At 72.8% G+C, this 24,944-nt stretch carries 18 protein-coding genes and 2 pseudogenes; 14 read left to right on the top strand and 6 right to left on the bottom strand.

Annotated features, from left to right (window positions below; translation table 11 throughout):
• The first annotated feature begins 4 nt into the window (after positions 1-4).
• From GLX30_RS32715 to GLX30_RS32685, 7 genes are read left to right on the top strand one after another with little or no spacing between them, the layout of a single operon-like run.
• Positions 5-373, top strand: a complete 369-nt coding sequence (locus GLX30_RS32715) for a hypothetical protein (protein ID WP_159694524.1) — start codon at positions 5-7, stop codon at positions 371-373.
• Positions 370-750, top strand: a complete 381-nt coding sequence (locus tag GLX30_RS32710; RefSeq protein ID WP_159694523.1) for a GPW/gp25 family protein — start codon at positions 370-372, stop codon at positions 748-750. The genes GLX30_RS32715 and GLX30_RS32710 overlap by 4 nt, the downstream gene beginning before the upstream one ends.
• Positions 747-3,947: a putative baseplate assembly protein gene (locus tag GLX30_RS32705; protein ID WP_159694522.1), complete on the top strand. Its 3,201-nt coding sequence runs from the start codon at positions 747-749 to the stop codon at positions 3,945-3,947. The genes GLX30_RS32710 and GLX30_RS32705 overlap by 4 nt, the downstream gene beginning before the upstream one ends.
• A complete protein-coding gene (locus GLX30_RS32700) occupies positions 3,944-7,705 on the top strand; it encodes a putative baseplate assembly protein (protein ID WP_159694521.1) in 3,762 nt (1,253 codons plus the stop codon). Before GLX30_RS32705 ends, GLX30_RS32700 begins: the two co-directional genes overlap by 4 nt.
• Positions 7,702-9,858 carry a hypothetical protein gene (locus GLX30_RS32695; protein ID WP_159694520.1) on the top strand — a complete coding sequence of 719 codons (2,157 nt, stop codon included), beginning with the start codon at positions 7,702-7,704 and terminating at the stop codon, positions 9,856-9,858. Before GLX30_RS32700 ends, GLX30_RS32695 begins: the two co-directional genes overlap by 4 nt.
• A gap of 39 nt (positions 9,859-9,897) precedes the next feature.
• Entirely contained in the window at positions 9,898-11,463 is a 1,566-nt protein-coding gene (locus GLX30_RS32690; protein WP_159694519.1) for a DUF6519 domain-containing protein, read from the top strand.
• A gap of 25 nt (positions 11,464-11,488) precedes the next feature.
• On the top strand, positions 11,489-12,364 hold the full coding sequence (locus GLX30_RS32685) for a peptidoglycan-binding protein (RefSeq protein WP_159694518.1): 876 nt from the start codon (positions 11,489-11,491) through the stop codon (positions 12,362-12,364).
• Between the two features lie 405 nt (positions 12,365-12,769).
• Here GLX30_RS32685 and GLX30_RS32680 read toward each other — a convergent pair whose 3' ends face one another.
• From GLX30_RS32680 to GLX30_RS36255, 4 genes and pseudogenes are all read right to left on the bottom strand, one after another.
• Positions 12,770-13,735: an LLM class F420-dependent oxidoreductase gene (locus GLX30_RS32680; protein ID WP_159694517.1), complete on the bottom strand. Its 966-nt coding sequence runs from the start codon at positions 13,733-13,735 to the stop codon at positions 12,770-12,772.
• A 3-nt stretch (positions 13,736-13,738) separates the two neighbouring features.
• Positions 13,739-15,142, bottom strand: coding sequence for an NADP-dependent succinic semialdehyde dehydrogenase (locus GLX30_RS32675; RefSeq protein WP_159694516.1), 1,404 nt, complete (start codon positions 15,140-15,142; stop codon positions 13,739-13,741).
• 42 nt (positions 15,143-15,184) lie between these two features.
• A complete protein-coding gene (locus tag GLX30_RS32670) occupies positions 15,185-15,571 on the bottom strand; it encodes a hypothetical protein (protein ID WP_159694515.1) in 387 nt (128 codons plus the stop codon).
• Between the two features lie 397 nt (positions 15,572-15,968).
• A pseudogene (locus GLX30_RS36255) lies at positions 15,969-16,136 on the bottom strand (DUF6629 family protein); the annotation flags it as partial.
• Between the two features lie 705 nt (positions 16,137-16,841).
• Here GLX30_RS36255 and GLX30_RS32665 point away from each other — a divergent pair.
• Both GLX30_RS32665 and GLX30_RS32660 read left to right on the top strand, forming a co-directional pair.
• Entirely contained in the window at positions 16,842-17,759 is a 918-nt protein-coding gene (locus GLX30_RS32665) for a S1 family peptidase (RefSeq protein WP_159694514.1), read from the top strand.
• 122 nt (positions 17,760-17,881) lie between these two features.
• Entirely contained in the window at positions 17,882-18,115 is a 234-nt protein-coding gene (locus GLX30_RS32660; protein ID WP_053557612.1) for a hypothetical protein, read from the top strand.
• A 450-nt stretch (positions 18,116-18,565) separates the two neighbouring features.
• On the opposite strand, the gene GLX30_RS32655 is transcribed toward GLX30_RS32660, so the two are convergent.
• Positions 18,566-19,078: an ATP-binding protein gene (locus tag GLX30_RS32655; protein WP_159694513.1), complete on the bottom strand. Its 513-nt coding sequence runs from the start codon at positions 19,076-19,078 to the stop codon at positions 18,566-18,568.
• Between the two features lie 229 nt (positions 19,079-19,307).
• Here GLX30_RS32655 and GLX30_RS35660 point away from each other — a divergent pair, with 229 nt between their 5' ends.
• The 5 genes and pseudogenes from GLX30_RS35660 to GLX30_RS32640 all read left to right on the top strand — a co-directional run bounded on the left by GLX30_RS35660 (position 19,308) and on the right by GLX30_RS32640 (position 23,625).
• Positions 19,308-20,408, top strand: coding sequence for an FHA domain-containing protein (locus GLX30_RS35660; protein WP_347879793.1), 1,101 nt, complete (start codon positions 19,308-19,310; stop codon positions 20,406-20,408).
• A pseudogene (locus GLX30_RS35655) lies at positions 20,351-20,587 on the top strand (ATP-binding cassette domain-containing protein); the annotation flags it as partial. The gene GLX30_RS35660 and the pseudogene GLX30_RS35655, both read left to right, overlap by 58 nt.
• Complete coding sequence (locus GLX30_RS35650; RefSeq protein ID WP_347879808.1) at positions 20,573-21,715, top strand: ABC transporter permease; 1,143 nt, start codon at positions 20,573-20,575, stop codon at positions 21,713-21,715. The pseudogene GLX30_RS35655 and the gene GLX30_RS35650, both read left to right, overlap by 15 nt.
• Before the next feature lie 12 nt (positions 21,716-21,727).
• On the top strand, positions 21,728-22,540 hold the full coding sequence (locus GLX30_RS32645) for a hypothetical protein (RefSeq protein ID WP_159694512.1): 813 nt from the start codon (positions 21,728-21,730) through the stop codon (positions 22,538-22,540).
• Positions 22,540-23,625 (top strand): serine/threonine-protein kinase, encoded by a 1,086-nt coding sequence (locus GLX30_RS32640; protein ID WP_208545529.1) that lies wholly within the window; start codon positions 22,540-22,542, stop codon positions 23,623-23,625. Before GLX30_RS32645 ends, GLX30_RS32640 begins: the two co-directional genes overlap by 1 nt.
• Here the strand turns inward: GLX30_RS32640 and GLX30_RS32635 are convergent.
• Positions 23,552-24,835, bottom strand: a complete 1,284-nt coding sequence (locus GLX30_RS32635) for a streptophobe family protein (protein ID WP_159694511.1) — start codon at positions 24,833-24,835, stop codon at positions 23,552-23,554. The two genes, GLX30_RS32640 and GLX30_RS32635, sit on opposite strands and share 74 nt — an antisense overlap.
• Positions 24,836-24,944 lie beyond the last annotated feature (109 nt).

The following is a 24,944-nucleotide window of genomic DNA, read 5'->3' as shown; positions in this document are numbered from 1 at the left end:
AGTCTTGTCCGGATACTCACGGACCTCGGGGAACTCCGGGGCCTCAGGGACCTGCGTCAGCGCGGCCTCCGCGCTGCACTGTCCGCACGGCGGCCGGGTGTTCGCCGCGGGCGCGCCCAGTGCCGTGCTCGTCGACGGGCAGCCCGTCCGCACGGCGTCCGACGTGTTCGTCGTCGCAGGCTGCGCGCACACCGTGAACGGTGTCCCGCGCCCGTGCACCAGCGTCCGTTTCAGTCCGCCGGAACGCGGTGTGCTGGTCGACGGAGCGGCTGTGCTCCTGGACACCACTGCTGCGCAGTGCTTCGACGCCGCGCTCGTGCCACAGGGGCCGGCGGTCGTCGCCGGGGCCCGCCAAGGGGTGGTGTGCGGATGACGGTCCGACGACGCGGCGACATCGCGTTCCCGTTCCGCAGCGACCGGCGCGGTCGCACCGCGCACGCCGCGTACGACGAGCATGTGCGGGATCTCGTCGAACAGTTGCTGTTCACCAGCCCGGGCGAGCGGGTGATGCGGCCGGACTTCGGCTGCGGGCTGCTGGATCTGGTCTTCACGCCGAACAGCCCCGAGCTGGCGTCCGCGCTGGAGTTGTCGGTGCAGGCGTCGCTGCAGCGCGTGCTGGGCGAGGTGATCGAGGTGGAGGCCCTGGACGTGGTCAGCGAGGAGAACGTGGTGCGGGTCCATCTGTCCTACACGGTGCGCTCCACGGGGAGCCGGCGTGACGACGTGTTCGAGGGGAGCGGGCCCGCATGAGCGGCGTGAGCGAGGAGTTGGTCTGCCGCGGCGACGGCAGGCGGGGCAAGGTGCGCGCGGCGCGGCTCGGCGGCGTGGACGCGGTGGAGGTGGACGACGACGGCGTCACCCTCACCGTGACGTTCCTCGGGAAGGCTCCGCACGGGCTGTGCCCGGAGAACATCCGGATCGACGGCGGGCGGCGGATCACCGGTGTCCGGGCGGTCGACGTCTCGGTCGAACGGGAGGAGGACCCGGAGCTGGACGACCGGCTGCTGGTGACGCTCGACCGGACCGGTGACACGAGCCGCTACCGGCTCTCCGTGGTGGACACGGACCCGTACGGCCGGCCGGGCACCGAGCCGTTCCGCGGTTTCGACCAGCGGTACTTCTCCGCCGGGTTCTCCTTCCGGGCCGACTGTCCCACGCCCTTCGACTGCAAGGACGAGCCGGATGGCTGCCCGCCCGATCTCGCGGACGCGCCGGTGGTGGACGCCGCGCCGGTCATCGACTACACCGCCCGTGACTACGACTCGATCCGGCAGCTCATCCTGGACCGCCTGGCGCTCACCACCCCTGACTGGGTGGAGCGCAACCCGGCGGATCTGGGGATGACGCTGGTGGAGCTGCTGGCGCACACCGGCGACCGGATCAGCTACCAGCAGGACGCGGTGGCGACGGAGGCATACCTGGACACCGCCCGGCGGCGGGTGTCGGTGCGCCGGCACGTGCGGCTGATCGACTATCCGATGCACGACGGCTGCAACGCGCGCACGTTCGTGACGGTGGAGGTGGCGCGGGAACTGACGCTGCTGCCGGGCACGTTCCGGTTCGCGGCCGTCGACGTGCGCGGGCGCGGCCCACGGGACCGCCCGGAGATCGGCACGGTGATCGACGACCGCGAGCTGGCGGTCCTCGGCGAGCGCGGTTCCGTCGAGGTGTTCGAACCGGTCGTCGCCGCCGAGCCGCTGGTGCTGCGTCCCGCGCACAACACCGTCCGGTTCTGGACCTGGGGCGAGGAGATGTGCTCGCTGCCCAAGGGGGCGACGTCGGCGACGCTGCGCGACGAGTGGGCCGACCAGGAGTGCTCACGCCGGGAGTTGCGGCTGATGCCTGGTGACCTGCTGCTGATCGAGGAGGTGCGCGGACCGCGTTCGGGTACGCCGGGCGACGCCGATCCGGGGCACCGGCAGGCCGTCCGGCTCACCTCCGTCACCCCTGCCGTGGACACGCTGTGCGACCAGCCGGTGCTGGAGGTGACCTGGGCCGCTCAGGACGCGCTCACGTTCCCTGTCTGCCTGTCCACCCGCGGCGGCAGGAACTGCGAACCGGTCGCCGATGTGAGCGTGGCGCGCGGCAATGTGGCGCTGGTCGACCACGGCCGTTCCCTCACTTTCTGCGGCGGCACCGCGGAGACGGTGAGGGTGCCCACCGAACCGGCCGTGCTCGGTTCGTGTGATCCGTCCGGCTTCGGCTGCCGGGACGAGGACGCGGGCAACGCCGTCGCCGATCTGATCGGCGCCCACCTGGACCGGACCCGGCGGGGAGGTCTGCTGACCGCCGGTCAGATACGTGAGCTGTTCGAGGTCGTCGGCGAGGAGGAGACGGGCCGGGCGGGACTCGGTCTCGAACTCGCGGGCCGGCGACGGGAGAAGGTCGTGCCGGGAACGGCGTACGAGCAGGCGGAGGCGCTCGAGAAGCTGCTGGCGCAGCTGGTGTACCCGGGCATCCGGCGCCGGTTCCGTCCGGTGCTGCACCGCTCCCCCGTCGTGCAGGCCGTGCCGTTCCCGCTGTCCGCGCACGTGTCCGCCGGTCAGGCGGACCGGCTCGCCGCCGTCCCGGGACGGGTACGGCACCGGCTGGTGGAACTGTGGCGCAGCGCCCGTGACTGCGACGGTCTCACGGAGGCGGAGATCGGCGAGCTGACGGTGCTGTTCGGGCCGAAGGTGCTGGAGCGTTTCGAGCTGCGGCGTCATCCGGTGGCGGCGCTACGGGAGTTGCTGCACCGCAGCGAGCGGCTGCTGGCCGCGAAGCTGCGCCGGCTGGAGGTGCTGACGGCGCGGGCCCGTGCGGGCGCGGTGCTGGACGGCGGCATCGCCTGGGAGGTCGCGCACACCTGGGGCCCGGCGTACGCGGCGGGTCTCCACCCGGACGAGCCGGAGTTGCGTGGCCCGGCCGCCGCGCTGCGGCAGGATCCGCGGGAGGCTCTGCCGGCGGTCACGGTCGTCGACCGGGACGACGTCTGGTCCCCGCGACGGGACCTTCTGGGCAGTGGGCCGCGCGAGCGGCACTTCGTCGGCGAGCTGGAGGACGACGGCGGGATCGCGCTGCGGTTCGGCGACGGCCGGCACGGGGCGCGACCGCGGCCGGGTGCCCGGCTGGAGCTGCACTACCGGCTCGGCGGCGGTACGGCCGGCAATGTCGGCGCGGAGGCCGTCAACCATCTGGTGCTGTGCCGTGAACCGGACGCGTCGGACGCTGACGAGGCGATGCCTGTCGCCGGAGTGCGTAACCCGCTGCCGGCGGTGGGCGGCACGGAGCCGGAGCCGCTGGAGCAGGTCCGGCAGCTGGCGCCGCTCGGTCTGAAGCGGTCGCGGCTGCGTGCGGTCACCGCCGAGGACTATGCCGCGCTGGCGTCGGCCGTGCCCGGTGTGCAGCGGGCGGCGGCGGAGATCCGCTGGACCGGCAGTGTGCAGGAGGCACATGTGGCGGTCGACGCGTCGGCGGCCGGGGACCCCGGCCCGGAGCTGCTCGACGCGGTGGCGTACGCCCTGGAGGGCTGCCGTCGTATCGGCCACGACCTGGTGGTGGGTCCGGCGCGCAGTGTGCCGCTGGACGTCGCGATCGAGGTGTGCGCGGCGCCCGGTCATCAGCACGGTCAGATCCTTGCCGAGCTGTACCGGCTGCTGAGCAGTCGGCGCCTGCCCGGCGGGCGGCTCGGCTTCTTCCACCCGGACGCGCTCACCTTCGGCGAACCGGTGCGGCTGAGCCGCCTGATGGCCGCGGCGGCCGCCGTCCAGGGAGTCGAGAGCGTGCGGGTGACACGGCTGCAGAGGCTCTTCGAACCGACCGCTTCGTATCCGGACCACATCGACCACACGGCACTGGAGGCAGGCGTGCTGCGGCTCGGCCCGCTGGAGATCGCGCGTTGCGACAACGACCCCGACCGGCCCGAGAACGGGCGGCTGTCCATCGAGCTCGGCGGAGGTGAACGATGACCGGCGCATGCGGTTGCGGCTGCGGCGGCCACGACGAGCGTCACGCGCCCAGGGCCCTGTACAACCCGCCCGGCCGGAGCGCTCTGGACTACCGGGTGGGCGAGTACGGCTCGTTCCTGGCGGCGATGCTCGACCGGCTGGCTTCGCCCGCCTACCCGGCGCTGCGCGGCCTGACGGCCCGTACGCCCGACGATCCGGCGATCGGCCTGCTCGACTCGTGGGCGGTGGTCGGTGATCTGCTCACCTTCCACTCGGAGCGGATCGCCGACGAGGCGTATCTGCGGACCGCGAACGAGCACCGTTCGCTTGCCCTGCTGGGCCGGCTGGTGGGGCACCGGCCGCGGCCGGGGATCGCCGCCGACACCCATCTCGCGTACTCCCTCGACCACGATCCGCGGGACCCGGACATCTCCGTGGTGATTCCCCGGGGTGCGCGCAGCAACAGCGTGCCGACGACGTCGGGCGAGGACTCGCAGGTCTTCGAGACGAGCGAGGACCTGACGGCGCGGGCGTCGTGGAACACGCTGTCGGTGCGCAGGCGCCGGCCGTCGCTGCTGACGCCGGAGGACCTGACACGGCGTTCGGAGATCTTCGTGTCGGGCACGTCCACATCGCTGACGGCGGGCGACCGGCTGCTGTTCGTCTTCGCCGGCGAGGAGGGCGGTCCCGGGGGCCGGCGGCTGCTGCTGCCGGTGGCCCGGATCCGTACCGACCGCGAGGACGACGTGACGGCGATCGGGCTGCCGCAGTCGGCGCCGCCGATGCTGGCGGAGCTGGTCGACGAGCTGCGCGAGTGGATCACGGAGGACGAGCGGGAGGTCGAGGACGGGGAACCGACGCCGGCCAACCCGAATCCGCGTCCGGTCAGCCGGTACATCGAGGAGTTCGACGCCCAGGTGCTGGCGCCGCTGCGGGCAGACCTGGACGCGATCGGCACGCCCGCCGCGTTCGCCGCGCGTCTCGCGGAGCCGCACGACCGGCTGGCGGAGGCACAGGCGGTGGCCGCCGCCCACGAGGACGTGGCCGCCTGGTTCGAGCAGTTGGAGGCGATGGTCGGCGAGCTGCGGGAGCGGGCGGCCGGCCTGGAGCCGTCCCGGCCGGCCCCGCCCGACGGGGCTCCACCGTCGGAGGGGGCGTCGGCGCTGCGGGCGCTGGGCGCGGTGCTGCCGGCCTTGCGCACCCGCGAGGTACGGCCCGGTGGCGGCGTCCGGCGGGCGGCGGGCCGGCTGCCGGTCGCCGGCTCGGAGTTGGGCGCGCAACTGCTGGGAGCGCTCGATCCACGAGTGGCGGACGGAATGTACGCGGCATGGCGGCGGACCGCCCCGACGGCGCCCGCGCTGCTGCGCGAACTTCAGGCGATGCGTTTCACGGGGGCCCCGTTCGGTGCGACGGCTCCGCTGCGGCCGGTGCAGGACGAGAGGGGCCGGGTGATCCGGCAGGCGGACTGGCCTCTGACGGGTGCGGCGCTCACCACCATGCGCGTGGTGTACGACCCGGCTGGGCGGGTGCCGGTGCGTTCCGAGTTCCAGCACACCGAGACCGGTTCGTCGGTGCAGGTGTCGGAGAACCTGCCGTCGGAGAAGTCGTTCGACCTCGGTCCCGGCCGGATCACGCTGCGCACGCGGGCCGCTCAGGACCACGATCTGAGCTGGCTGAGCCGCAGGCCCGCGGACTCGCAGGAGCCCGGGGTCACCGCGCAGCTGCACGACGGCCTGCCGGACCGGACGCTGTTCGTGTCCCGTCCGGGCGAGGACGGCCGCGTCCATGTGGCGGTGAACAACGGGGACACGAAGGCCTGGCACCTGGCTCCCGGTGAGCACCACCAGGTCCGGCACGGTGACTTCGAGCTGACGGTGTCCTACACGGTCGGCAGTGAGCCCGCGAACGTCGTCATCGGCATCGCGACGGTTCCTGAGCCCGCGAACCGCCATGTCCTGCCCCTCGACTCGGTCCGGGACTCGATCGCGGTCGGCAGCTGGGTCGCGATCGAGCGTCCCCGCAAGGGTGCCGAAGGCCCCGACGGTATCCCGGGCGACGAGAAGCTGAGGTTCCTCACCACTCGGGTCACCGCGGTGCGTAGGGCGGTGTACACCAACTACGGCATCACGGGCCGCGGTACGGAGCTGACCCTCGCCGATCCCTGGTTGGACGAGCACGATGTGCTGCTGTCCAACATCCGCGACGCCACGGTGCACGCCGACGGGCAGCCGCTGCGCCCCGCCGACGAACCCCTCGGCGAGGACGTGCACGGCGACGAGCTCGAACTCGCCGAGCTGTACGACGGGTTGCGGCCCGGACGGCATCTGATCGTCTCCGGTGAGCGGACGGACGTGCTGCCCGGCTCCCCGGGCGCGTCGGGAGTCGCGGGCACCGAGCTGGTGGTGGTCGCGGGGGTGGAGCAGGTGATCGATCCGCGGCTGCCGGGCGACCATGTTCACACCCGACTGCGGCTCACCTCGAAGTTGGCGTACCGCTACCGCCGTGACACGGTGCGGGTTCTGGGCAACGTGGTGGCGGCGACGCACGGCGAAAGCCGCGACGAGCCGATCGGCAGCGGGAACACGGGCCGGCCGAACCAGACGTTCGCCCTGTGGCAGTCCCCGCTGACCTGGCTGCCCGCCGGCAATCCCCTCGGGGCGACACCGGAGTTGGAGATCCGCGTCGACGGGCTGCTGTGGCACGAGGTGGACAGCCTCGCCGGGCGCGGGCCGCGCGAGCGTGTGTACGTCACGGGCACCACGGCCGACGGCCGTACGACGGTCACCTTCGGCGACGGGGTGCACGGCGCCCGGCTGCCGACGGGGAGCGAGAACGTGCGGGCCCGCTACCGCTTCGGCACCGGCCGGGCGGCGAACGTGCGGGCGAACCGCATCACCCAGGCGGTCACCCGCCCGCTCGGCGTCACCGGGGTGGCCAACCCGCAGGCCGCGACCGGCGGCGCGGACGCCGACGGGCCGGGCCTGACCCGGCGGACGGTCCCGCTCGCCGTGTCGGCGCTCGACCGGCTGGTGTCGGTGAAGGACTACGAGGACTTCGCCCGTTCCCGGGCCGGCATCGGCCGGGCCGTCGCCCGCGAGGTCTTCGACGGCCGGCGCCAGGTGCTGCATGTCACGGTGGCCGGCGTCGACGACATTCCCGTCGCCGGTGACTCCGACGTCCTTCAAGCCCTGCGTTCCTCGCTGGCCCGGTACGGCGACGGGCGGCTGCCCGTGCGGGTCGACGTCCGCGACCTGGTGCTGCTGCTCCTCGCGGCGAAGGTGAAGGTCGCACCCGACCACACCTGGTCGGTCGTGGAGCCGAGGCTCCGGCAGGCCCTGCTGCGCACGTTCGGCCCGGAGGGCAGGGAGCTCGGCCGTCCGGCGCGTCTGTCGGAGGTGATGGCGACGGCCCACCGGGTGCCGGGGGTGGACCACGTCGACGTCGACGTGTTCGGCGGCGTCCCGGCCACCCCGGACGGACCGGCCGGCCTGGCGGAGCGTCTCGGCGGGCCGGCGGCCACGGTCCCGGCCCGGCACGCCGGGTACGACGAGGTGGTGCACCGCGTCACCGCCGACGGTGGCGAGACGCTGACGTCGGTCGCGGGCCGCCACGGCGTCCCGCTCGCCGAGCTGCTGCGTCTGAATCCGGACATCACCGACACCCGGCGGCTGGAGAAGGGGCGGCGGGTGTTCGTCTTCCGCGGCGTCCGGCCGGCGCAACTCGCCCTGCTGACACCGCAGGTGCCCGACACGCTGATTCTGACGGAGGTCACCGCATGAGCAGGGAACCGGACGGTCTCGCGGAGCTGCTGCCGCAGTGGCACCGGCTGCGCGACACCGAGCGCGGGGAGCCGCTGCGTGCGCTGCTCGCGGTCATCGCCGAGCAGGTGGATCTGGTGCGGGACGGCGTCGAGCAGGGGTACGAGGACCTGTTCGTGGAGACGGCGGCGCCCTGGGTGCTGCCGTACCTCGGTGACCTCGTGGGTCACACCCCGCTGCCCGGGTACGAGCGGGTCCTGACCGGCGGCCTGGGCGGCGCCGGCGTGGAGGAGTCGCGTCGGCGGCTCGCCGAGGCGCTCGCCCCGCGCCGTGACGTGGCCGCCACCGTCGCGCACCGGCGCCGCAAGGGCACGCTGCACCTGCTGGAGGAGATGGCGCGGGAGATCGCGGGTTGGCCCGCCAGGGCCGTCGAGTTCTCCCGGCTGGTCTCCCACCACCAGCCGGTGCGGCTGTACGGGGCGGGGTCGTCCGCGGCCGACTCCCGCAGGCTGGAGCGCGGCCGGCTGGCCGATGTGCGGGACGGTGCGCAACTCGACCTGGCCGGCACCCCGTTCACCGCGACGGCGCGGTCCGTGGATGTGCGCAGGGCGGGCTCGGCACGGCGGCAGGGCGGGCTGTCCCCGGCCGGTGTGGGGCTGTTCGTGTGGCGGCTGAAGCCGTACCACGTCACCCGGGCCCCGGCGTACTGCATCGACCGTGCGCGCAGCCTGTACACGTTCTCGATCCTCGGCAACGACAGCCCCTTGGTGACCAAGCCCGTGCCGGAGCCGTCGGCGACGCACATCGCGACGATCGACAACGTGCCCGCGTACATCCGGCGCCGGCAGCTCGCCGACCGGCTCGCGGACTACTACGGGCCGGGCAAGAGCTTCACGATCCGGCGGGACGGCCAGGACGAGCCGGTCCCGATGTCGGACATCGTCGTCGCCGACCTCTCGCAGTGGCGCTACCGGCCCCGGCGGGGCCAGGTGGCGGTCGACCCGGAGCTCGGGCGGATCGCCTTCGGTTCACGTTCGGCGCCGCGGCAGGGCGTGTGGGTCACCTACCACTACGCGTTCGGGGACGACATCGGCGGTGGCGAGTACCCCCGTGAGCGGGACACCTCGCCGGCGGCGGAGTTCTACCAAGTGGGACCCGGGCAGCGCTTCCAGAAGATCATGGACGCTTACGAGGAGTGGCGAGGCGACCGGCGGGCCGGCCGCTGCGGCCCCGAGGGCGTCATCGAGATCACGCACAGCGGGGCCTACCAGGAACAGCTGGACTTCGACCTGGAGCGCGGCGACCGGCTGGAGCTGCGCGCCGCCGAAGGCTGCCGTCCGGTGATCCGGCTGCTCGACTGGTACAGCAACCGTCCCGACGCGCTCAACATCCGCGCCCAGGACGACTGCCCGCCAGGACGGGACGCGCCGCGGATCGTCCTCGACGGGCTGCTGATCACCGGACGCGGGCTGAACGTGAGCGGCCCGGTCGGTGCGGTGGTGCTGCGGCACTGCACGCTGGTGCCCGGCTGGTCGCTGGAGCCGGAGTGCGATCCGCACTCGCCCGAGGAGCCCAGCCTGGTCCTGGAGCGGACCACCGCCTGTGTGCAGATCGAGCGGAGCATCCTCGGCACCATCGAGGTGATCGGCGACGAGGTGAACCACGATCCGCTGCCCATCCACATCCGGGACAGCGTCCTCGACGCCACCGGCCACGACCGTGAGGCGCTGTCCGCGCCGGACTGCCGACTTGCGCATGCCGTGCTGCACGCCCATCGCACGACGGTGATCGGGGAGGTGCACACGCACGCGGTCGAGATCGGCGAGAACAGCGTCTTCACCGGGCAGATGCGGGTGGCCCGGCGCGGTGTCGGCTGCCTGCGGTACTCGTACGTGCCGCCGGGCTCCCGCACGCCGCGCAGGCACCGCTGCCGACCGGACCTCTCGGACGGCGAGCCGCTGCGGCCGCTGTTCACGAGTGAGCGGTACGGCACACCTGGCTACGGCAGGCTGTCCGACGCGTGCCCGCCCGAGATCCGCCGGGGCGCCGACGACGGCTCCGAGATGGGCGTCTTCCACGATCTGTACGAACCGCAGCGCGAGGACAGCCTGCGGGCCCGGCTCGCCGAGTACACGCCGGCCGGGACGGACGCCGGGATCATCCCCGTCACCTGAGACGACTTCTTCCGAACTACCCGAGGGGACACCGAACCCATGCACGCTGACATCTCGCGCGACACCTTCCGGCCGGAGCGGCAGTACTCGGCGGTGATCGCGCAGCAGGGCCGCGTACAGCTGGACGCCGACGCCAACGAGCAGGCGGCGATCCAGCTCCACCAGGCCCGGACCGCTCTGTCCGACCTGATCGGCACGCACGGCGGGCCGCGCGGCGCGACCGGTTTCGAGGTGCGTTTCCTCGGCGGCAGCCGGGAGCTCGACGACCTGTCCATCGGCGGCGGCCGCTACTACGTGGACGGCATCCTCGTCGACGCCACCCGGCCCGCGCCCGGCGTACCGGTGCCGGACGAGGACGAGGCCGGCGACGCGGCGACGGAGCCGCCCGCCCCGCCGGCCACCTGGACCTACTGGGACCAGCCTGACGGCCACCGCGACCCGGAGCGCCCCGGCGACCGGCTGCCGACCCGGTTCCCTTACCTGGCCTGCCTGCAGGTGTGGGAGCGGACGGTCACGGCGGCGGAGGACCCGCTGCTGCGCGAGGTCGCGCTCGGGGCCGCGATGCCGGACACCGCGGCCCGGCGGAAGGTGGTGTGGCAGGTCGTCCCGGTGCCCGGCTCCGAGCTGGAGCTCGAGGACGGGGCCACCAAGGACCAGGTGCGCGAGGCCTTCGCCGAGTGGGAGGCGGCACAGGCGCCGACGGCCCGGATGGCGGCGCGCAGCGAACGCCCGGACCGGGCGGACGAGGACCCGTGCCTGGTGCGTCCGGACGCCCGCTACCGGGGACCGGAGAACCAGCTCTACCGGGTGGAGATCCATGAGGGCGGCCCGGCCGGTGAGGCGACGTTCAAGTGGTCGAGGGAGAACGGGTCCGTGACCCTCCCGGTCGACGAACTCGACGGCACATGGGTGGAGCTCGGCTCGGTCGGCAGCGACGACAAGCTCGGCCTGAACGTGGGCGACTGGGTCGAGTTCGTCGACACCGCCTACACCAGCCGCCGGGAACCGCTGCCGCTGCTGCGGGTCGAGGAGCTCGACCTGCCGGGCCGGCGGGTGCGGCTGTCCGGCGAACCGGACCCGTCGGTGGGCAGGCGGCCCGAACTCGCGCCGTATCTGCGGCGCTGGGACCACCGTCCCGGTTCCCGTCCGGCCGGCTCCGGCCGCTCGAGGACGGCCGCGCCGAAGTCCCGCGGCGGCGCGCTGCGCATCGAGGAAGGAGTCTGGCTGCCCCTGGAGGACGGCGTGTTCGTGTATTTCGAAGCAGGCAGGACCTACCGCTCCGGTGACTTCTGGACGGTGCCCGCGCGCACGGCGACCGGCTCCGTCGAGTGGCCTGTGGACGCCGCCCGGCGTCCGCTGCTGCGCTCCCCGCACGGGGTGCGGGTGCACCGCGCGCCGCTCGCCTGGGTCCTCGGCGAGGGCTCGGTGGCCGATCTCCGGCTGGCCTTCGGGCCGTTGGCCGCTCCGCTGCCCGCCGCGGACGCGGAGGCGCTCGCCGCGGAGGCGAGCGCGGAGCAGGAGGCCGTCGCCGCGGAGCGTGCCGCGGCGGGCGGTTCGACGGACCCCGCCAACGGGCAAAACGATCAGGGACGGTCCGAGAACTGACGGTCCGCCGGGAAGGAGCACCACGATGGCAACGCCGCTGTCCGCCGACAAACTGCTCAGAGCCTTACGCAACGAAGGACTGCGTGTCGTCGAGCACCGAAGCTGGCGCACGCACAACCGCAACCACAAGGGGCCCTGGGGGCCGGTGAACGGTGTGATGATCCATCACACCGTGACCTCCGGCACCTCGAGTTCCGTCGAGCTCTGCTACAACGGCCACTCCAGTCTGCCCGGCCCGCTGTGCCACGGAGTGATCGCCAAGGACGGGACGGTGTACCTGGTCGGCAACGGCCGGGCCAACCATGCCGGCCTCGGCGACGACGACGTGCTGCGCGCCGTGATCAACGAGTCGGCGACGCTGCCCGCCGACAACGAGGCCAACACCGACGGCAACCGCCACTTCTACGGCTTCGAGTGCGTCAACCTCGGTGACGGCAAGGACCCGTGGCCGGCGGCGCAGCTGGAGGCGATCGAGAAGGCCGCGGCCGCGATCTGCCGGGCCCACGGCTGGTCACAGCGGTCGGTCATCGGGCACAAGGAGTGGCAGCCGGGAAAGGTCGACCCGCGCGGTTTCACCATGGACGCGATGCGCAGTCGCATCAAGGAACGGCTGGGCGGCGAACCGTCGGGGCCGACGACGCCGCCCGCGCCGACCTACGAGCCGTTCCCCGGGGCGGCGTTCTTCCAGGTCGGCAGACGCAGCGCCGTCATCACGGCGATGGGCAGACGCCTGGTCGCCGAGGGCTGCGGCCGCTACGAGGTGGGCCCTGGCCCCGAGTGGTCGGAGGCGGACCGCAAGTCGTACGCGGCATGGCAGCGCAAGCTCGGCTATTCGGGCAGCGACGCGGACGGCATCCCGGGCAGGACGAGCTGGGACAAGCTCAAGGTCCCCAACGTCTGAACGGCGTGTCCCCGCGGCTCGCGGACGGCCCCGTGCCGAAAGGCACGGGGCCGTCCGCCGTTCGCACTTCTGTGACCAGGGGTCACACGTCGTGCCCGTGGGCGGCCAGCCACCGGTGGACGGCCGCCTTGTCGGCGACGCTGACCCGCGCGGGGCGTCCGGAGCGGGACCTTTGTCCGTGTTGAAGCCCGTGTCGGTGACGCGGGCGGTGACCCAGTCGGCCAGTTCGCGCGCGGACTCGGCGGACAGGGCGCGCCGCTCCCATTCGCCTCTGGCCCGCTCCGCGGCGCCGGCGTCGTTGCGGGCGGCCTCCGCCAGCCAGACAGGGAGGAGGCGCATCGCCACTTCCTCGTCGGACGGGGCGTGGGACGGGGTGTGTGCGGAATCGTTCATACGGCGTCACCCTCACAGTTCGCGCAGCGCGGGCAGCAGTGTGCTCCGCGCCCATTCGAAGAACGGCTCCTGCTGGTCGCCGCCGATCTGGACGAGGGCGACCTCGGTGAAGCCCGCGTCGACGTACGCGCGGACCGCGTCGACGAACGCGTCGACGTCGTCGCCGCACGGGACGGTCTGTGCGACGTCGTCCTCCGTGACGAGCTCGGTGGCCTGCTCGAAGGACTTGGGGCCCGGGAGTTCCGCGTTGACCCGCCACCCGCCGACGGCCCAGCGGAACTGGTCGTGCGCGCGTTTCACCGCGGCGTCCCGGTCGGTGTCGTAGCAGACGGGAAGCTGGCCGACGCGGGGCTTGCCGGTGCCGCCGTGGCGGTCGAAGGCGTCGAGGAGCTCCTTCTGCGGCTGCGTGGCGATGACCAGGTCGGCGGTCCGGCCCGCGACGGCACAGGACTTGTCGCCGGAGACGGCGACACCGATCGGCACACGCTCGGCGGGTACGTCCCACAGCTTGGCGTCGACGACGTCGAAGTGGGCGCCGTGGTGGGTGACATGTTCACCGTCGAGAAGCCGGCGGATGATGCCTGCCGCTTCCTCCAGCATCTCCAGGCGTACGTGCGCGGCGGGCCAGTCGCCGCCCACGACATGCTCGTTGAGGTTCTCGCCGGAGCCCAGCCCGAGGCGGAAGCGCCCCTCGGACAGCAATTGCACCGTCGCGGCCTTCTGTGCCACGACGGCCGGGTGGTAGCGGGTGGTCGGGCAGGTCACGTATGTCATCAGCGGGATCCGCGAGGTGGCCTGGGCAGCGGCTCCGAGGACGCTCCAGGCGTACGGGGCGTGGCCCTGCGAGGCCAGCCAGGGAAAGTAGTGGTCGGAGATGACGGAGAAGTCGAATCCGGCCTCCTCCGCGGCGACCACATGGCCGACCAGGTCACGCGGTCCGGCCTGCTCGGTCATCATCGTGTATCCGAACTGCACCATGGTCTACTTCTCCGTCTCCTCGCCGTGCCACAGGGTCGTGACGTTGCAGAACTCCCGGATGCCGTGCCCGGACAGCTCGCGTCCGTAGCCGGACCGCTTGACGCCGCCGAACGGCAGCGCCGGGTGGGAGGCGGTCATGCCGTTGAAGAACACGCCGCCCGCCTCGAGGTCCCGGGAGAAGAGCTCCACCTCCGACTCGTCGCGCGTCCAGGCGTTGGAACTGAGGCCGAAGGGGCTGTCGTTGGCGACGGCAAGCGCCTCCTTCGCGTCGGCCACCCGGTACACGGACGCCACCGGTCCGAACGCCTCCTCCCGGTGGATGCGCATCCGGTCGGACACATCGGTCAGGACGGTGGGCTCGTAGTACCAGCCGCGGTCGAGGTGGGCCGGGCGGCGGCCTCCGCAGCGTGCCGTGGCGCCGTGGCTCACGGCGTCCTCGACGAGTTCCTCCAGATCGGCCCGGCCCCGCTCGCTCGCCAGCGGCCCGACGTCGGTGGACTCGTCCATGGGGTCACCGACGGTGAGGTCCTTCATGGCGGCCGTGAACCGGTCGCAGAACTCGTCGTACACCTCCGCGTGCACGATGAAGCGCTTGGCGGCGATGCAGGACTGGCCGTTGTTCTGGACGCGGGCCGTGACGGCGGTGCCGACGGCGCGGCCGAGGTCGGCGGACGGCATGACGATGTAGGCGTCGCTGCCGCCGAGTTCCAGCACGGTCTTCTTGACCTCGTCGCCGGCGACGGAGGCGACTGCCCGCCCGGCGCCCTCGCTGCCGGTCAGCGTCGCCGCCGCCACGCGGCTGTCGCGCAGGACGGACTCGATCGCGTCGGAGCCGACGAGCAGCGTCTGGAAGCACCCTTCCGGGAATCCGGCACGGGTGAAGAGGTCTTCCAGGTACAGCGCGGTCCGAGGCACGTTGGACGCGTGCTTGAGCAGTCCGACGTTGCCCGCCATCAGGGCGGGGGCGGCGAAGCGGACGACCTGCCAGAGCGGGAAGTTCCACGGCATGACGGCGAGGACGACTCCGAGCGGCCGGTACCGGACCGTGGCCCGTACGGCTCCGGAGCCCTCGACGTCACCGGCTGCCGGCTGTTCGTCCGCCAGCAGCTCCTCCGCGCGGGCCGCGTACCAGCGCATGGACCTGGCGCACTTGGCCGCCTCCGCGCGGGCGGCCCCGATCGGCTTGCCCATCTCCGTCGTCATCACCCGGGCGATGTCGTGCTGTTCCCCCTCCAGCAATTCCGCGGCCCGGTTCAACAGGGCGGCGCGCTCGCCGAACGACCGGGTGCGGTGTCGGTCGAAGGCGGCGCGGGCCAGGTCGAGCTTGCGCTCGATATCCTCGGGGCCCAGCGCGTCGAACGTCTCGAGTGTCTCGCCGGTCGCGGGGTTGACCGTGGCGATGGGCATGAAGGCCTCCTCCTCTGGCTCTCGTGCGGCGGGACGCCGCTGTCAGATCTCTTCCTGGTGGACGCCGCTGTTGAGGAGCAGCTGGACGTCCTTCTCCTGGTCGCCGGCCGCCATGCCCTGCTCCACCAGGTCGAAGGCGGCAGCGAGCGCCACCTGCATCTGGTCCACCGCCCAGTAGCCGCCCTGCAGCTCGGCCGTCACGGGTGCCGCGAGTCGTACCGGCTCGGCGGGATCGCGCGTCCCGGCCACGTCGAAGGTCGCTGTCCACACGGTCGCGTGGCCCTCCGAGACGTACTGGGGTGTGTCGTCGGCCGCGCGATCCGATTCGAAGGACCTGCTCAGGGCCCGGAAGACCGCGTCGGCGTCCTCCCGCGAGCAGCCACTGAGAGTCACCACGACGGATGTCGCGGATTCCTGTGCACTGTTCACCGTTGTTCCTGTCTGTCGGGACGTGTCCCCCGTGCGTGCTGCTGCTTCCCGGCGCGTCGCCGGGCACTCGTCGTCCCGGGCCGGCGTACCCGACGGTCCGCGCGGCGGCGGGGGCCCGGCGGCGGGTCCGTGCCGGCACGCCCGTCGCTCTTCCTCCAGCGCGTCGCCGTCATGGCGTCCGGTCCCGGCCGGGTCCTCCTCCAGCGTGACCCGGGGGCCCGGCGGGTGCGACCGGGCCTGGGCCGGATGCCCCTTCCGGCGCCCGGGGCGGTGCGGGACGCCGGGTACCCCGGTGCCGCCGACCGGAACATGGACGCGACGCGCAGGGCCGGAATACGGGACCGCTGAGACGGTTCACTGGGCACACACTCGGCGCTGCTGGCCGGCGCGGTGGCGACGCCGACTCGACGACCTGATGGGCGCCGAGCAGCAGCGGCATTGCGGCGGGGGGCAGATCGCGGGGCCGCCCCCGGCACAGGGTGGCCGCTGTGCCCGCCGCGCCGACGGCCGCGATGACGCCGCCGCCCACGAGGTCGGACGTCGCGCTCCAGCACCAGCGGCACACGCTACGACGGTCGGGATCCGGACACCCACGGGCGCTGGGCGAACGGGAGTGATTGAGGCATAAAGGAGTGACGGCTCCACACCTCGGCCGCTCGGGCGGTGCGCCCGCCGACGCCGGAGGCGGCCCGGCGCACCGCAGGGTGAGCGCCGCACACCGGCTTCGGAGGCGGGGCGCTCGGGCGGCCGGGATGTGCGGGAGCCACTGCAACGGCGCCACGGCCGGACTGAAACGTTGCAGTGAGCACGGCAGGCCGGGGAGCGCCAGGGCACGTCACCCATGGATCACGCCCCATCGACACTGAGCAGCCAAAATGGCGTGCACCATTCCGCTTAGCGTGCGGGAGCGATCCTCGACGCGCCGCCGCTACGCGAGGACAGCCTGCACACCTGACGGGCAGTCAGCAAATGGTTCGCAGCATTTGCTCTCCCGCCGACGCCGCCCGGTGCCCCGCTCCGCTCCGGGCCGCCCGACAGCGGGTCCGGGGACCGAGCCGGGCGCCGACGGGGGCGCTGCCGCCGGCGCGACGGACGGACGCGCGTAGAGCGGCCGAAAGGCGATCTTGCCGCACAACTGTCGGGAGCCGGAGGATTCCTTCCGCGGCGGTTGTCAGGATCATGACCTTGAACGTTCCGTCACGTTCCGGCAGCCGGCGTTGGACGGGCCCGCCCACCCAGCGGGCCCCGGAATCCCCCACCGGAGGATGTAGTGAAGATCAAGCGCTTCGCCCCCCTCACCGGCGTCTCGAGAGCCGCACGGCTGACCGCCGTCGCCGCCGCGCTCGTGGCCGCCTCCGCGCTTGCGGCTCCGTCCGCGCTGGCCGACCCGGCCGACTCCGCGCGGGCCACCACGGCCCAGCTCGCCCAGGCCGACGACGCGGTACTCGGCGCCGACGTGCCCGGCACCGCCTGGTACACCGACAAGGAGACCGGCAAGGTCGTCGTCACGGCGGACTCCACCGTTTCCGCCGCCGAGATCGCCAAGATCAAGAAGGCGGCGGGCGAGCGCGCCGGCGTCCTCGAGATCAAGCGCACCCCCGGCACCTTCAGCAAGCTCATCGCGGGCGGCCAGGCCATCTACGCGGGCGGCGGACGCTGCTCCCTCGGCTTCAACGTCCGCAGCGGCAGCACCTACTACGCCCTGACGGCCGGTCACTGCACCAACATCGGCTCCACCTGGTACACCAACTCCGCCAACACCACGGTGCTCGGCACGCGGGCCGGTTCCAGCTTCCCGAACAACGACTACGGCATCATCCGTCACTCCAATGCCTCGGCCGCGGACGGCCGGGTCTACCTCTACAACGGCAGCTACCGCGACATCACCGGCGCCGGCAACGCGTACGTCGGTCAGAACGTCCAGCGCAGCGGCAGCACCACCGGTCTGCGCAGCGGCCGCGTCACCGGCCTCAACGCGACCGTCAACTACGGTAACGGTGACGTCGTCTACGGCATGATCCAGACGAACGTCTGCGCCGAGCCCGGCGACAGCGGCGGCGCCATGTTCGCCGGCAGCACGGCTCTGGGCCTGACGTCCGGCGGCAGCGGCAACTGCTCCTCGGGCGGCACGACGTTCTTCCAGCCCGTCACCGAGGCCCTGAGCGCGTACGGCGTGAGCGTCTTCTAGGTCTTCCCCCCACGGCCTTCGGCCGGCGGTCCGCCACCCCTGGGCGGACCGCCGGCCTCCGTCGTTGTCAGTGGTGCGGTGGATGCTTGACGGTCCGACACCTCAAGGAGGGGAACCGCGAGATGAACGATTCCGAGATCGCCGCCGCGCAGGCGTACGTGCGCCTGCTCCAGACCACCAGGGCCGTGCTCGCCGACCCGCAGCAGGCGCCGCTCGCGGTCCCGCTGCTGACGGTCCCGATGGCGGAGGCCGACGACGCGCTGCGCGCCGTCGGCCTCGCCGGCAACGAGGCGGACTTCTTCCGGCTGCTCGCGACGCTGCATCCCGCGGAACGGGAGGGCAGGAGGGCCGCGTGAACGGCGACGGCCCCCGCCCGGGTACGGAGACCGGGCGGGGGCGCCGGCCCGGTGCACCGTCGCCGGGTCCGAGGCCGGTCCGCCCGGCACAGCGGCTCCCGAGGCGAAGAACGGGTCACGGGCCCGGCACGACCGGCCGCTCGAGGACAGCCGGCTGCTTCAAGGACCTCGAAGTCGCTGCGTAGTCCGGACCGGTGAGCTGTTCGCCCCGCCGTCAGCGCGACGGCCGGGGGACGGCCGGCGGCCCGAACGCCTCCGGCACGCCGGGAGCCTTGCCTTCAGGGGCAGGTCCGCCTTCATGGGCACGGCCCATGGCCGTGGGACACCGCGCGGGGCAGGTGCGGCACACACACGTACCGTTCGTACGGCACCGACGGTCTCCGGCGGCCGTGCCCCGCCGGACACCCGGCGGCGCCCGTCGGCGTCCGAGCAGTACGGAGCATCCGCGAGTCACCGCCCTGCGGACACAGCGAATGCAGGGGCCTCGAACGGCTCGGCGGGCACCGCCTCCAGCGGCAGAGGCCGGAACTCCCGGACCGGCGGCTGGGGCACGCGCGGACCGGACTGGACGCGTTGGAGCTCCTTGACGCGCCGGCTGAACCAGATCACCTTGCCGTGCTCGGTGGCACAGGTGCCCCAGCTGTCGCTGAGCATCGCCACCCTGGCGAGTCCGCCCCTGGTGGGGGACGACGTGTGCAGCCGCGGAAGGGTGCCGTCCCGGTCCGAGACGGACGTATTGAGATGGCGCCCGGCCCAACGCAGCTCCACCACGCATGTCTTGTCGCCCTCGACATGCTGGACGACATTGCCGACGAGTTCGTCGACGGCGCTGCAGACCGGCATGACATGGGCGTCGAGGCCCCAGTACTTCAGATGCGCTGCGAGTATGCGCCGGATCTGAGGCATGCGCTCTGGGGAGGCCGGTACTTCGATTCTGTACTGGCAGGCAACCGGAACATTCATGACCGTGGCTCCTCACCGCGACGGCCCGTCATTCGTATGCGGCCCCCGAGTACGAAGAGTGAGCCTGTGTCGCTTCTGGGTAACCCTCAGGGTGCACCGGCCACCCGTTCACCGCAACACGCGACACCAACGGGCCGTTGGGAGGCCGGAGCACTCCTGCCGGCGGATCCTGCGGTCCACCGAAGGCGGCCGCAGGGCGGAGAACCGTGCATATCGCTAGAATTCGAACATGGCAGAGCGGCCTGGCCCGCCGACTGCGCCCGCACTCGTCATGGAGACCGACACCGGCTCCACGGTGATGGATCCGACCCGGGCGTACCACGTCGGGCGTGATCCCCTGAGCGACATCGTCATCGACGACCCACGCGTCTCCTGGCACCACGCCGTGCTACGGGCCGACGACGGCCACTGGACGGTGGCCGACGAGAACAGCACCAACGGCACGTACACCGAGGGCAGGCGGATCCACGAGCGGAAGGTCGGCCCCGGCAGTGTCATCCGTTTCGGAAGCGCCGCCGACGGGCCGCGGGCCGTGCTCGCCGACCCGGCACCGCCGGCCGTCGTACCACCGGCCGTCGAGCCTTCGCCCGGCCTGCCACCGGCTCACGAAGTTCAGGCCGCGGGACCGGCACCGCCGCCCGTGGTGTCGGTGCCCGCCGCGACGGGAACCTTCCGCATGCCGACCAGTGTGCGGCCGCTGCCCGCCCGCACCGTGCGCATCGGCAGGTCACCCGAGAACGAGCTCGTCGTCGACGACCTGGTGGTCTCCCGCCGTCACGCGGAACTGCGTACACGGCCCGACGGCACGTACGAGATCGTCGACCTCGGCAGCCACAACGGCACCTACCTCAACGGCATGCCCGTCGACCGGGCCCCGGTACGGGCCGGCGACATCGTCGGCGTGGGGCACTCCGCGTTCGTGCTGGTCGGTGACGAACTCCAGGAGTTCGTCGACACCGGCGAGGTCTCGCTCGACGTCCAGGAACTGACGGTGTCCGTGGACAGGGGCCGCAAGACCCTTTTGGACCATGTCTCCTTCCCGGTCGGCGAGAAGTGCCTGCTCGCCGTGGTCGGGCCGAGCGGCGCGGGAAAGTCCACGCTGCTGAACGCCCTCACCGGGCTGCGGCCCGCGCAGCGGGGCACCGTCCTGTACGACGGACGCGACCTCTACCGCGACTACGCGGAGCTGCGCCGACGCATCGGACTCGTGCCGCAGGACGACATCCTGCACGCCCAGCTGACCGTCCGCCGCGCCCTCTCCTACGCCGCCGAACTGCGCTTCCCCAGGACACCGAACGGTCGGAGAGGGAGGCCCGGGTGGCGGAGGTGATCCGCGAGCTCGGGCTCGAGCAGCGGGCCGGCCAGCCGATCCACTCGCTCTCCGGCGGCCAGCGCAAGCGTGTCAGTGTGGCGCTCGAGCTGCTGACCAAACCCTCCCTGCTCTTCCTCGACGAGCCGACGTCCGGGCTCGACCCGGGCATGGACCGCTCCGTGATGCACATGCTCCGCGGCCTGGCCGACGACGGGCGCACGGTCGTCGTGGTGACCCACAGCGTGCTCAGCCTGGACGTCTGCGACCGGCTCCTCGTCCTCGCGCCCGGCGGCAGGATCGCCTACTACGGGCCGCCGGGGCAGGCCCTCGGTTTCTTCGGCTTCGCCGAATGGCCCGAGGCGTTCGAGGCCTTCGAGAGCGACCGGGGCAGGGACTGGGCGGAGATGTACCGCGAATCCCGCTTCCACGCGCAGTACATCGTCGGCGCCACCGCCCAGCCGCGTCTGCCCGCCGGGCCGGCCCCTGGACCCGTGCCGCCGCCGCCCAAGACGCAGAGCTGGAGTGCCCAGCTGCTGACGCTGGTGCGGCGGTACACGGCCGCGCTGAGCGCGGACCGCACGTTCCTCGTCATCATGATCGCGTTGCCGTTCGTCATGGGTGCGATGGCCCGCGCTCTCGCGGGCAGCCGGCTCGACCGGGAAACGGCGTTGAACGCCCTCCTCATCCTGTGCGTCGGGGCCGTGCTGACGGGCGCGGCGAACGCGGTACGGGAGCTCGTCAAGGAACGGCCGATCTACCAGCGGGAACGGGCAGTCGGACTGTCCCGGTCCGCGTATCTGATGTCCAAGGTGGTGGTCCTGGGGGCGATCACGGTGCTCCAGGCGATCGTGCTGACCCTCGTCGCCCTGGCCGGGATCGACCTCGGCGCGCCCGGCGGCGAAGGCGTGCTGCTGCCACCTCTGCCGGAGATCACCCTGGCCGTCGCGCTGCTCTCGTTCACCGCGATGATGCTGGGCCTGCTGATCTCCGCCCTGGTGCGCAAGGAGGAGGTGACCATGCCGCTGCTGGTGCTCCTCGCGATCGTGCAGGTCGTCTTCTGCGGGGCGCTGCTGAAGCTGGAGGGCGTAGCGGTGATCGAGCAGCTGGCGTGGCTGGTCCCGTCCCGGTGGGCCCTCGGTGCGATGGCGGGAACCATCGGCCTCGGCCGCATCGTCCCCGGCGAGTTGACGGCCGATCCGCTCTTCGAGCACTCGGCGGGGGTATGGCTGCTCGACATGGGGATGCTGCTGGTGCTGTCGGTGCTCTTCGGTTGTCTGGTCGCCCGCCTGCTGCGGCGGCACGAGCCCGCAGTGATGCGGAAGTAGGCCGGGACCGCCATGGCCGCCTGGGAGTTCCGCGCCACGCATGTCGTGCCGCCGTGGGGCATGCCCGCGTGGGAGGCGCCGGACGTGTCCCGGCCCACGACACCGCTCGACCCGCTGCTGCCGGTCCAGCTGGCGGAGCGGCGCGGCGACTGGGGGCAGATCGTGTGCGCGAACGGCTGGTCAGCGTGGGTCGACGGACGTCTGCTGGTCGCCGTACCGCAGGAGCCGCCGGCCGTCGGGCGGCCCCTGGCCCGGACCGCGGACCCCCGGCCGCTGCTGGCCCGGGTCGCCGAGACGCTGGCCCGCTACCGCCGTGCCGCCGACGACCTGGCGGACGGGCTGGCCGACGGCGAGACCTTCCATGGACGGACCAGAGGACTGCGGGCGGGCCTGGTCGTGGACGGCGAGGCGGTGTGGCTGTACGACGCGGAACACGAGCGGTGGGTCTACTGCGACGGACTCGGGCTGAGCACCTTCGCCACCTCGTCCGGCCCGGCGTCGCAGGCGGCGCCCCCGGACACCGCGCACGTGAACGCGGGGGGCGGTTCCGGACCGTCCGCGTCCGGCCCGACCCCGCCGGAGCCGACGCAGGTGGTCTCGACGGGATCGCCCGGCCCGGACGCCACCCAGGTCGTCGACCACCCCGAGGCCCACGACGCCACCCGCGTCGTGGACCGCCCCGAAGGGCCGCCGGACGCCAGCCGCGTCGTGGACCACCCCGAGCCCCCGGAGGCCACCCGCATCGTGAACCATCCCGAAACACCGGAGGCCACCCGCGTCGTCGACCACCCCGAAGGGCCGTCCGGCCGTGGTGGTGAGCGCTGATGCCGCCGCTCCCTGGGATGCCCGGCGGCAGGCCGTCCGAGCTGGTCGGCAAGGAGGTCGCCAGCTATCTGGTGGAGCGGGAGATCGGCCGGGGCGGCATGGCGGTGGTCTACCGCGCGCGGGACCTGCGCCTCGACCGCACCGTCGCCCTGAAACTGCTCGCTCCCGAGCTGGCCCGCAACGACACCTTCCGCAAACGGTTCACCCACGAGTCGCGCGTCGCCGCGTCGATCGACCACCCGCACATCGTGCCGGTCTTCGAGGCCGGCGAGACGGACGGCCTGCTCTACATCGCCATGCGCTACGTCGCCGGGCAGGATCTGCGGGTGCTGCTCGACCGCATGGGCCCACTGCCCGCCGTCACGGCGGGCCGCATCGCCGCGCAGGTCGCGTCCGCGCTGGACGCGGCGCATGCCCACGACCTGGTGCACAGGGACGTCAAACCCGGCAACATCCTGGTCGCCGAGGGCACGGACAGCGACCACCCGGAGCATGTCTATCTGACCGACTTCGGCCTGACGAAGAAGTCCCTGTCGCTGACCGGGTTCACCACCGTCGGGCAGTTCGTCGGGACGCTCGACTACGTGGCCCCGGAGCAGATCTCCGGCCGGCCGGTGGATGGGCGGTGCGATGTCTACAGCCTCGGCTGCGTCGTGTTCGAGACGCTGGCCGGCGGCCCTCCGTTCAAGCGCGACGACGACATGGCCCTGCTGTGGGCGCACCAGTACGATCCGGCACCGCCGCTGACCGCGGAGCGGCCCGATCTATCAGGGGCAGTCGACGACGTCATGGCCAGGGCGCTCGCCAAGAGTCCGGACGACCGCTTCGACTCGTGCGGCGAGTTCGTGGCGGCCCTGCGTGCGGCGACGGCCGCTGCGTCCACGGGGCCGGGCGAGGGGCGCCGTCCGGTGACGGCGGTGGCCGGGTACGGCAGGCCCCCTGGGACCACTCCCCGAAGGAACCGCCGCGGTGGGCGCAGCCGGTCTTCCCCGGCGCGGGCGGGGCCGGTCGTCAGTGACGTGGGGCGTCGGCCTGGCCGCGCCGGTGGACGCGCGACGCCAGAAGCCCGCCGATCACTCCGGTGACCAGTCCCCACGCGGCGGCGAGACCGAGGGCGGGCCAGAGGTTCGGACGCAGCGCCACCTCGCCGGCGAGGTCTCCGCCGAGGTCGCCGATGCCGAGCAGGGAGAGACCGTAGTGCGCGTAGAGCCTGACGAGCAGACAGACGGTCAGCACGGTCAGCACGAGGGCGACGGCCATGTGGACGGCGTGCTGCCGGAGCCGGGTCCCGGCCGGTGAGCGGACGGCCATCAGGAAGGCCGCGGCCGGCATGAGCACCGCGGCGACAACCAGCAGCCACCAGGCACGGCCGTCGCGTTCGACGAGCGCCGAAAGGTCGAGTGTCGACATCTCGCCGGTGCGCAGTACCTCGTCGAGCAGCTGCGGCATCGGCAGGCCGAAGGGGCCTTCGACCTTGCCCTCCCAGGAGGCCCCGAGGCCGAGGGTGAAGGCCAGCCAGACGAGGTTGGGCAGCCCGAGGAAGATCACGGCGAAGGTGTCGGCGGTGCTGTCGCGGGTCAGTGCCACGACGACGGCGACGACCAGGCCGACCGCCACGTACGTGAGCAGCAGGGCGACCATGGCGTACGCGGCGGGCCGCACCGACTCCTGGAAGCGCAGCAGCCGGGCGGGGAGCGGGCTGCCGCGCGACACGACCACCGCGAGGGCCAGGACGCCGGCCAGCCAGAGCAGACCGAACAAGAGGGTGAGCGGGACGTCGGTGCGGAACCCCACGCGGGGGGTGATGTCCAGGAACTCCTCGAGGAGTCCACCCGTGGGGTCCTCGACGGGGATGGTGAAGGTGTGGCGGGCGAGGGCGCCGAGGCCGATGAGGGCGAGCAGCCAGAGGAAGGCCAGCCGGGCCGCCCAGCCCGCCAGTTCGCCGGCGGAGGCGACGGCCCGGTGGCGCAGCGGCCGCAGAAAGCCGGCTGCCACGATGAGTGCTCCGGCCAAGGACACGGAGAGGGGCAGGGCCGTGAGTCCGGCCCTTGTCTCCGCGATCACTCCGGCGTCCCCGGCGACCTCCACGGTGCCGCCTGCCGCCATCACGACGACGGCCGCGACGACGGGCAGGAACCCGCCGTCGGGGAGGTCCGTCGCGCCAGCCGCCCACAGACCCAGGGTCGCGGTGACGGCCATGACGACGAGGCCGGCGACTACGGCGGCGAGCGCATGGACCCAGCCGTGGGGCGGCCGGGTCGCGGCGCCGGGGCTGCTCGATGCGGGCTCACTCACGCTGCCACGCTATGCACGGCGGCTACGGCGCGCTCCCCGGACGGGGCCGACCGCGTCGGCTTGCGGGCCTCATGGGTGCCGGGCAGACAATAGGCACATCAAGTGACAG

Origin of the sequence: Streptomyces sp. Tu 2975 (assembly GCF_009832925.1) — a bacterium.
In the GTDB taxonomy this organism is placed as follows: domain Bacteria; phylum Actinomycetota; class Actinomycetes; order Streptomycetales; family Streptomycetaceae; genus Streptomyces.
The sequence above is the reverse complement of the archived record's forward strand: the minus strand, read 5'-3'. Positions and strand labels throughout refer to the sequence as shown.

What these genes read in the sequence shown, in the direction of transcription:
- GLX30_RS32710 (WP_159694523.1), top strand. Translation starts at nt 370, where the DNA reads ATGACGGTCCGACGACGCGGCGACATCGCGTTCCCGTTCCGCAGCGAC.
- GLX30_RS32705 (WP_159694522.1), top strand. Translation starts at nt 747, where the DNA reads ATGAGCGGCGTGAGCGAGGAGTTGGTCTGCCGCGGCGACGGCAGGCGG.
- GLX30_RS32700 (WP_159694521.1), top strand. Translation starts at nt 3,944, where the DNA reads ATGACCGGCGCATGCGGTTGCGGCTGCGGCGGCCACGACGAGCGTCAC.
- GLX30_RS32695 (WP_159694520.1), top strand. Translation starts at nt 7,702, where the DNA reads ATGAGCAGGGAACCGGACGGTCTCGCGGAGCTGCTGCCGCAGTGGCAC.
- GLX30_RS32690 (WP_159694519.1), top strand. Translation starts at nt 9,898, where the DNA reads ATGCACGCTGACATCTCGCGCGACACCTTCCGGCCGGAGCGGCAGTAC.
- GLX30_RS32685 (WP_159694518.1), top strand. Translation starts at nt 11,489, where the DNA reads ATGGCAACGCCGCTGTCCGCCGACAAACTGCTCAGAGCCTTACGCAAC.
- GLX30_RS32680 (WP_159694517.1), bottom strand. Translation starts at nt 13,735, where the DNA reads ATGGTGCAGTTCGGATACACGATGATGACCGAGCAGGCCGGACCGCGT.
- GLX30_RS32675 (WP_159694516.1), bottom strand. Translation starts at nt 15,142, where the DNA reads ATGCCCATCGCCACGGTCAACCCCGCGACCGGCGAGACACTCGAGACG.
- GLX30_RS32660 (WP_053557612.1), top strand. Translation starts at nt 17,882, where the DNA reads ATGAACGATTCCGAGATCGCCGCCGCGCAGGCGTACGTGCGCCTGCTC.
- GLX30_RS32655 (WP_159694513.1), bottom strand. Translation starts at nt 19,078, where the DNA reads ATGAATGTTCCGGTTGCCTGCCAGTACAGAATCGAAGTACCGGCCTCC.
- GLX30_RS35660 (WP_347879793.1), top strand. Translation starts at nt 19,308, where the DNA reads ATGGCAGAGCGGCCTGGCCCGCCGACTGCGCCCGCACTCGTCATGGAG.
- GLX30_RS35650 (WP_347879808.1), top strand. Translation starts at nt 20,573, where the DNA reads ATGCACATGCTCCGCGGCCTGGCCGACGACGGGCGCACGGTCGTCGTG.
- GLX30_RS32645 (WP_159694512.1), top strand. Translation starts at nt 21,728, where the DNA reads ATGGCCGCCTGGGAGTTCCGCGCCACGCATGTCGTGCCGCCGTGGGGC.
- GLX30_RS32640 (WP_208545529.1), top strand. Translation starts at nt 22,540, where the DNA reads ATGCCGCCGCTCCCTGGGATGCCCGGCGGCAGGCCGTCCGAGCTGGTC.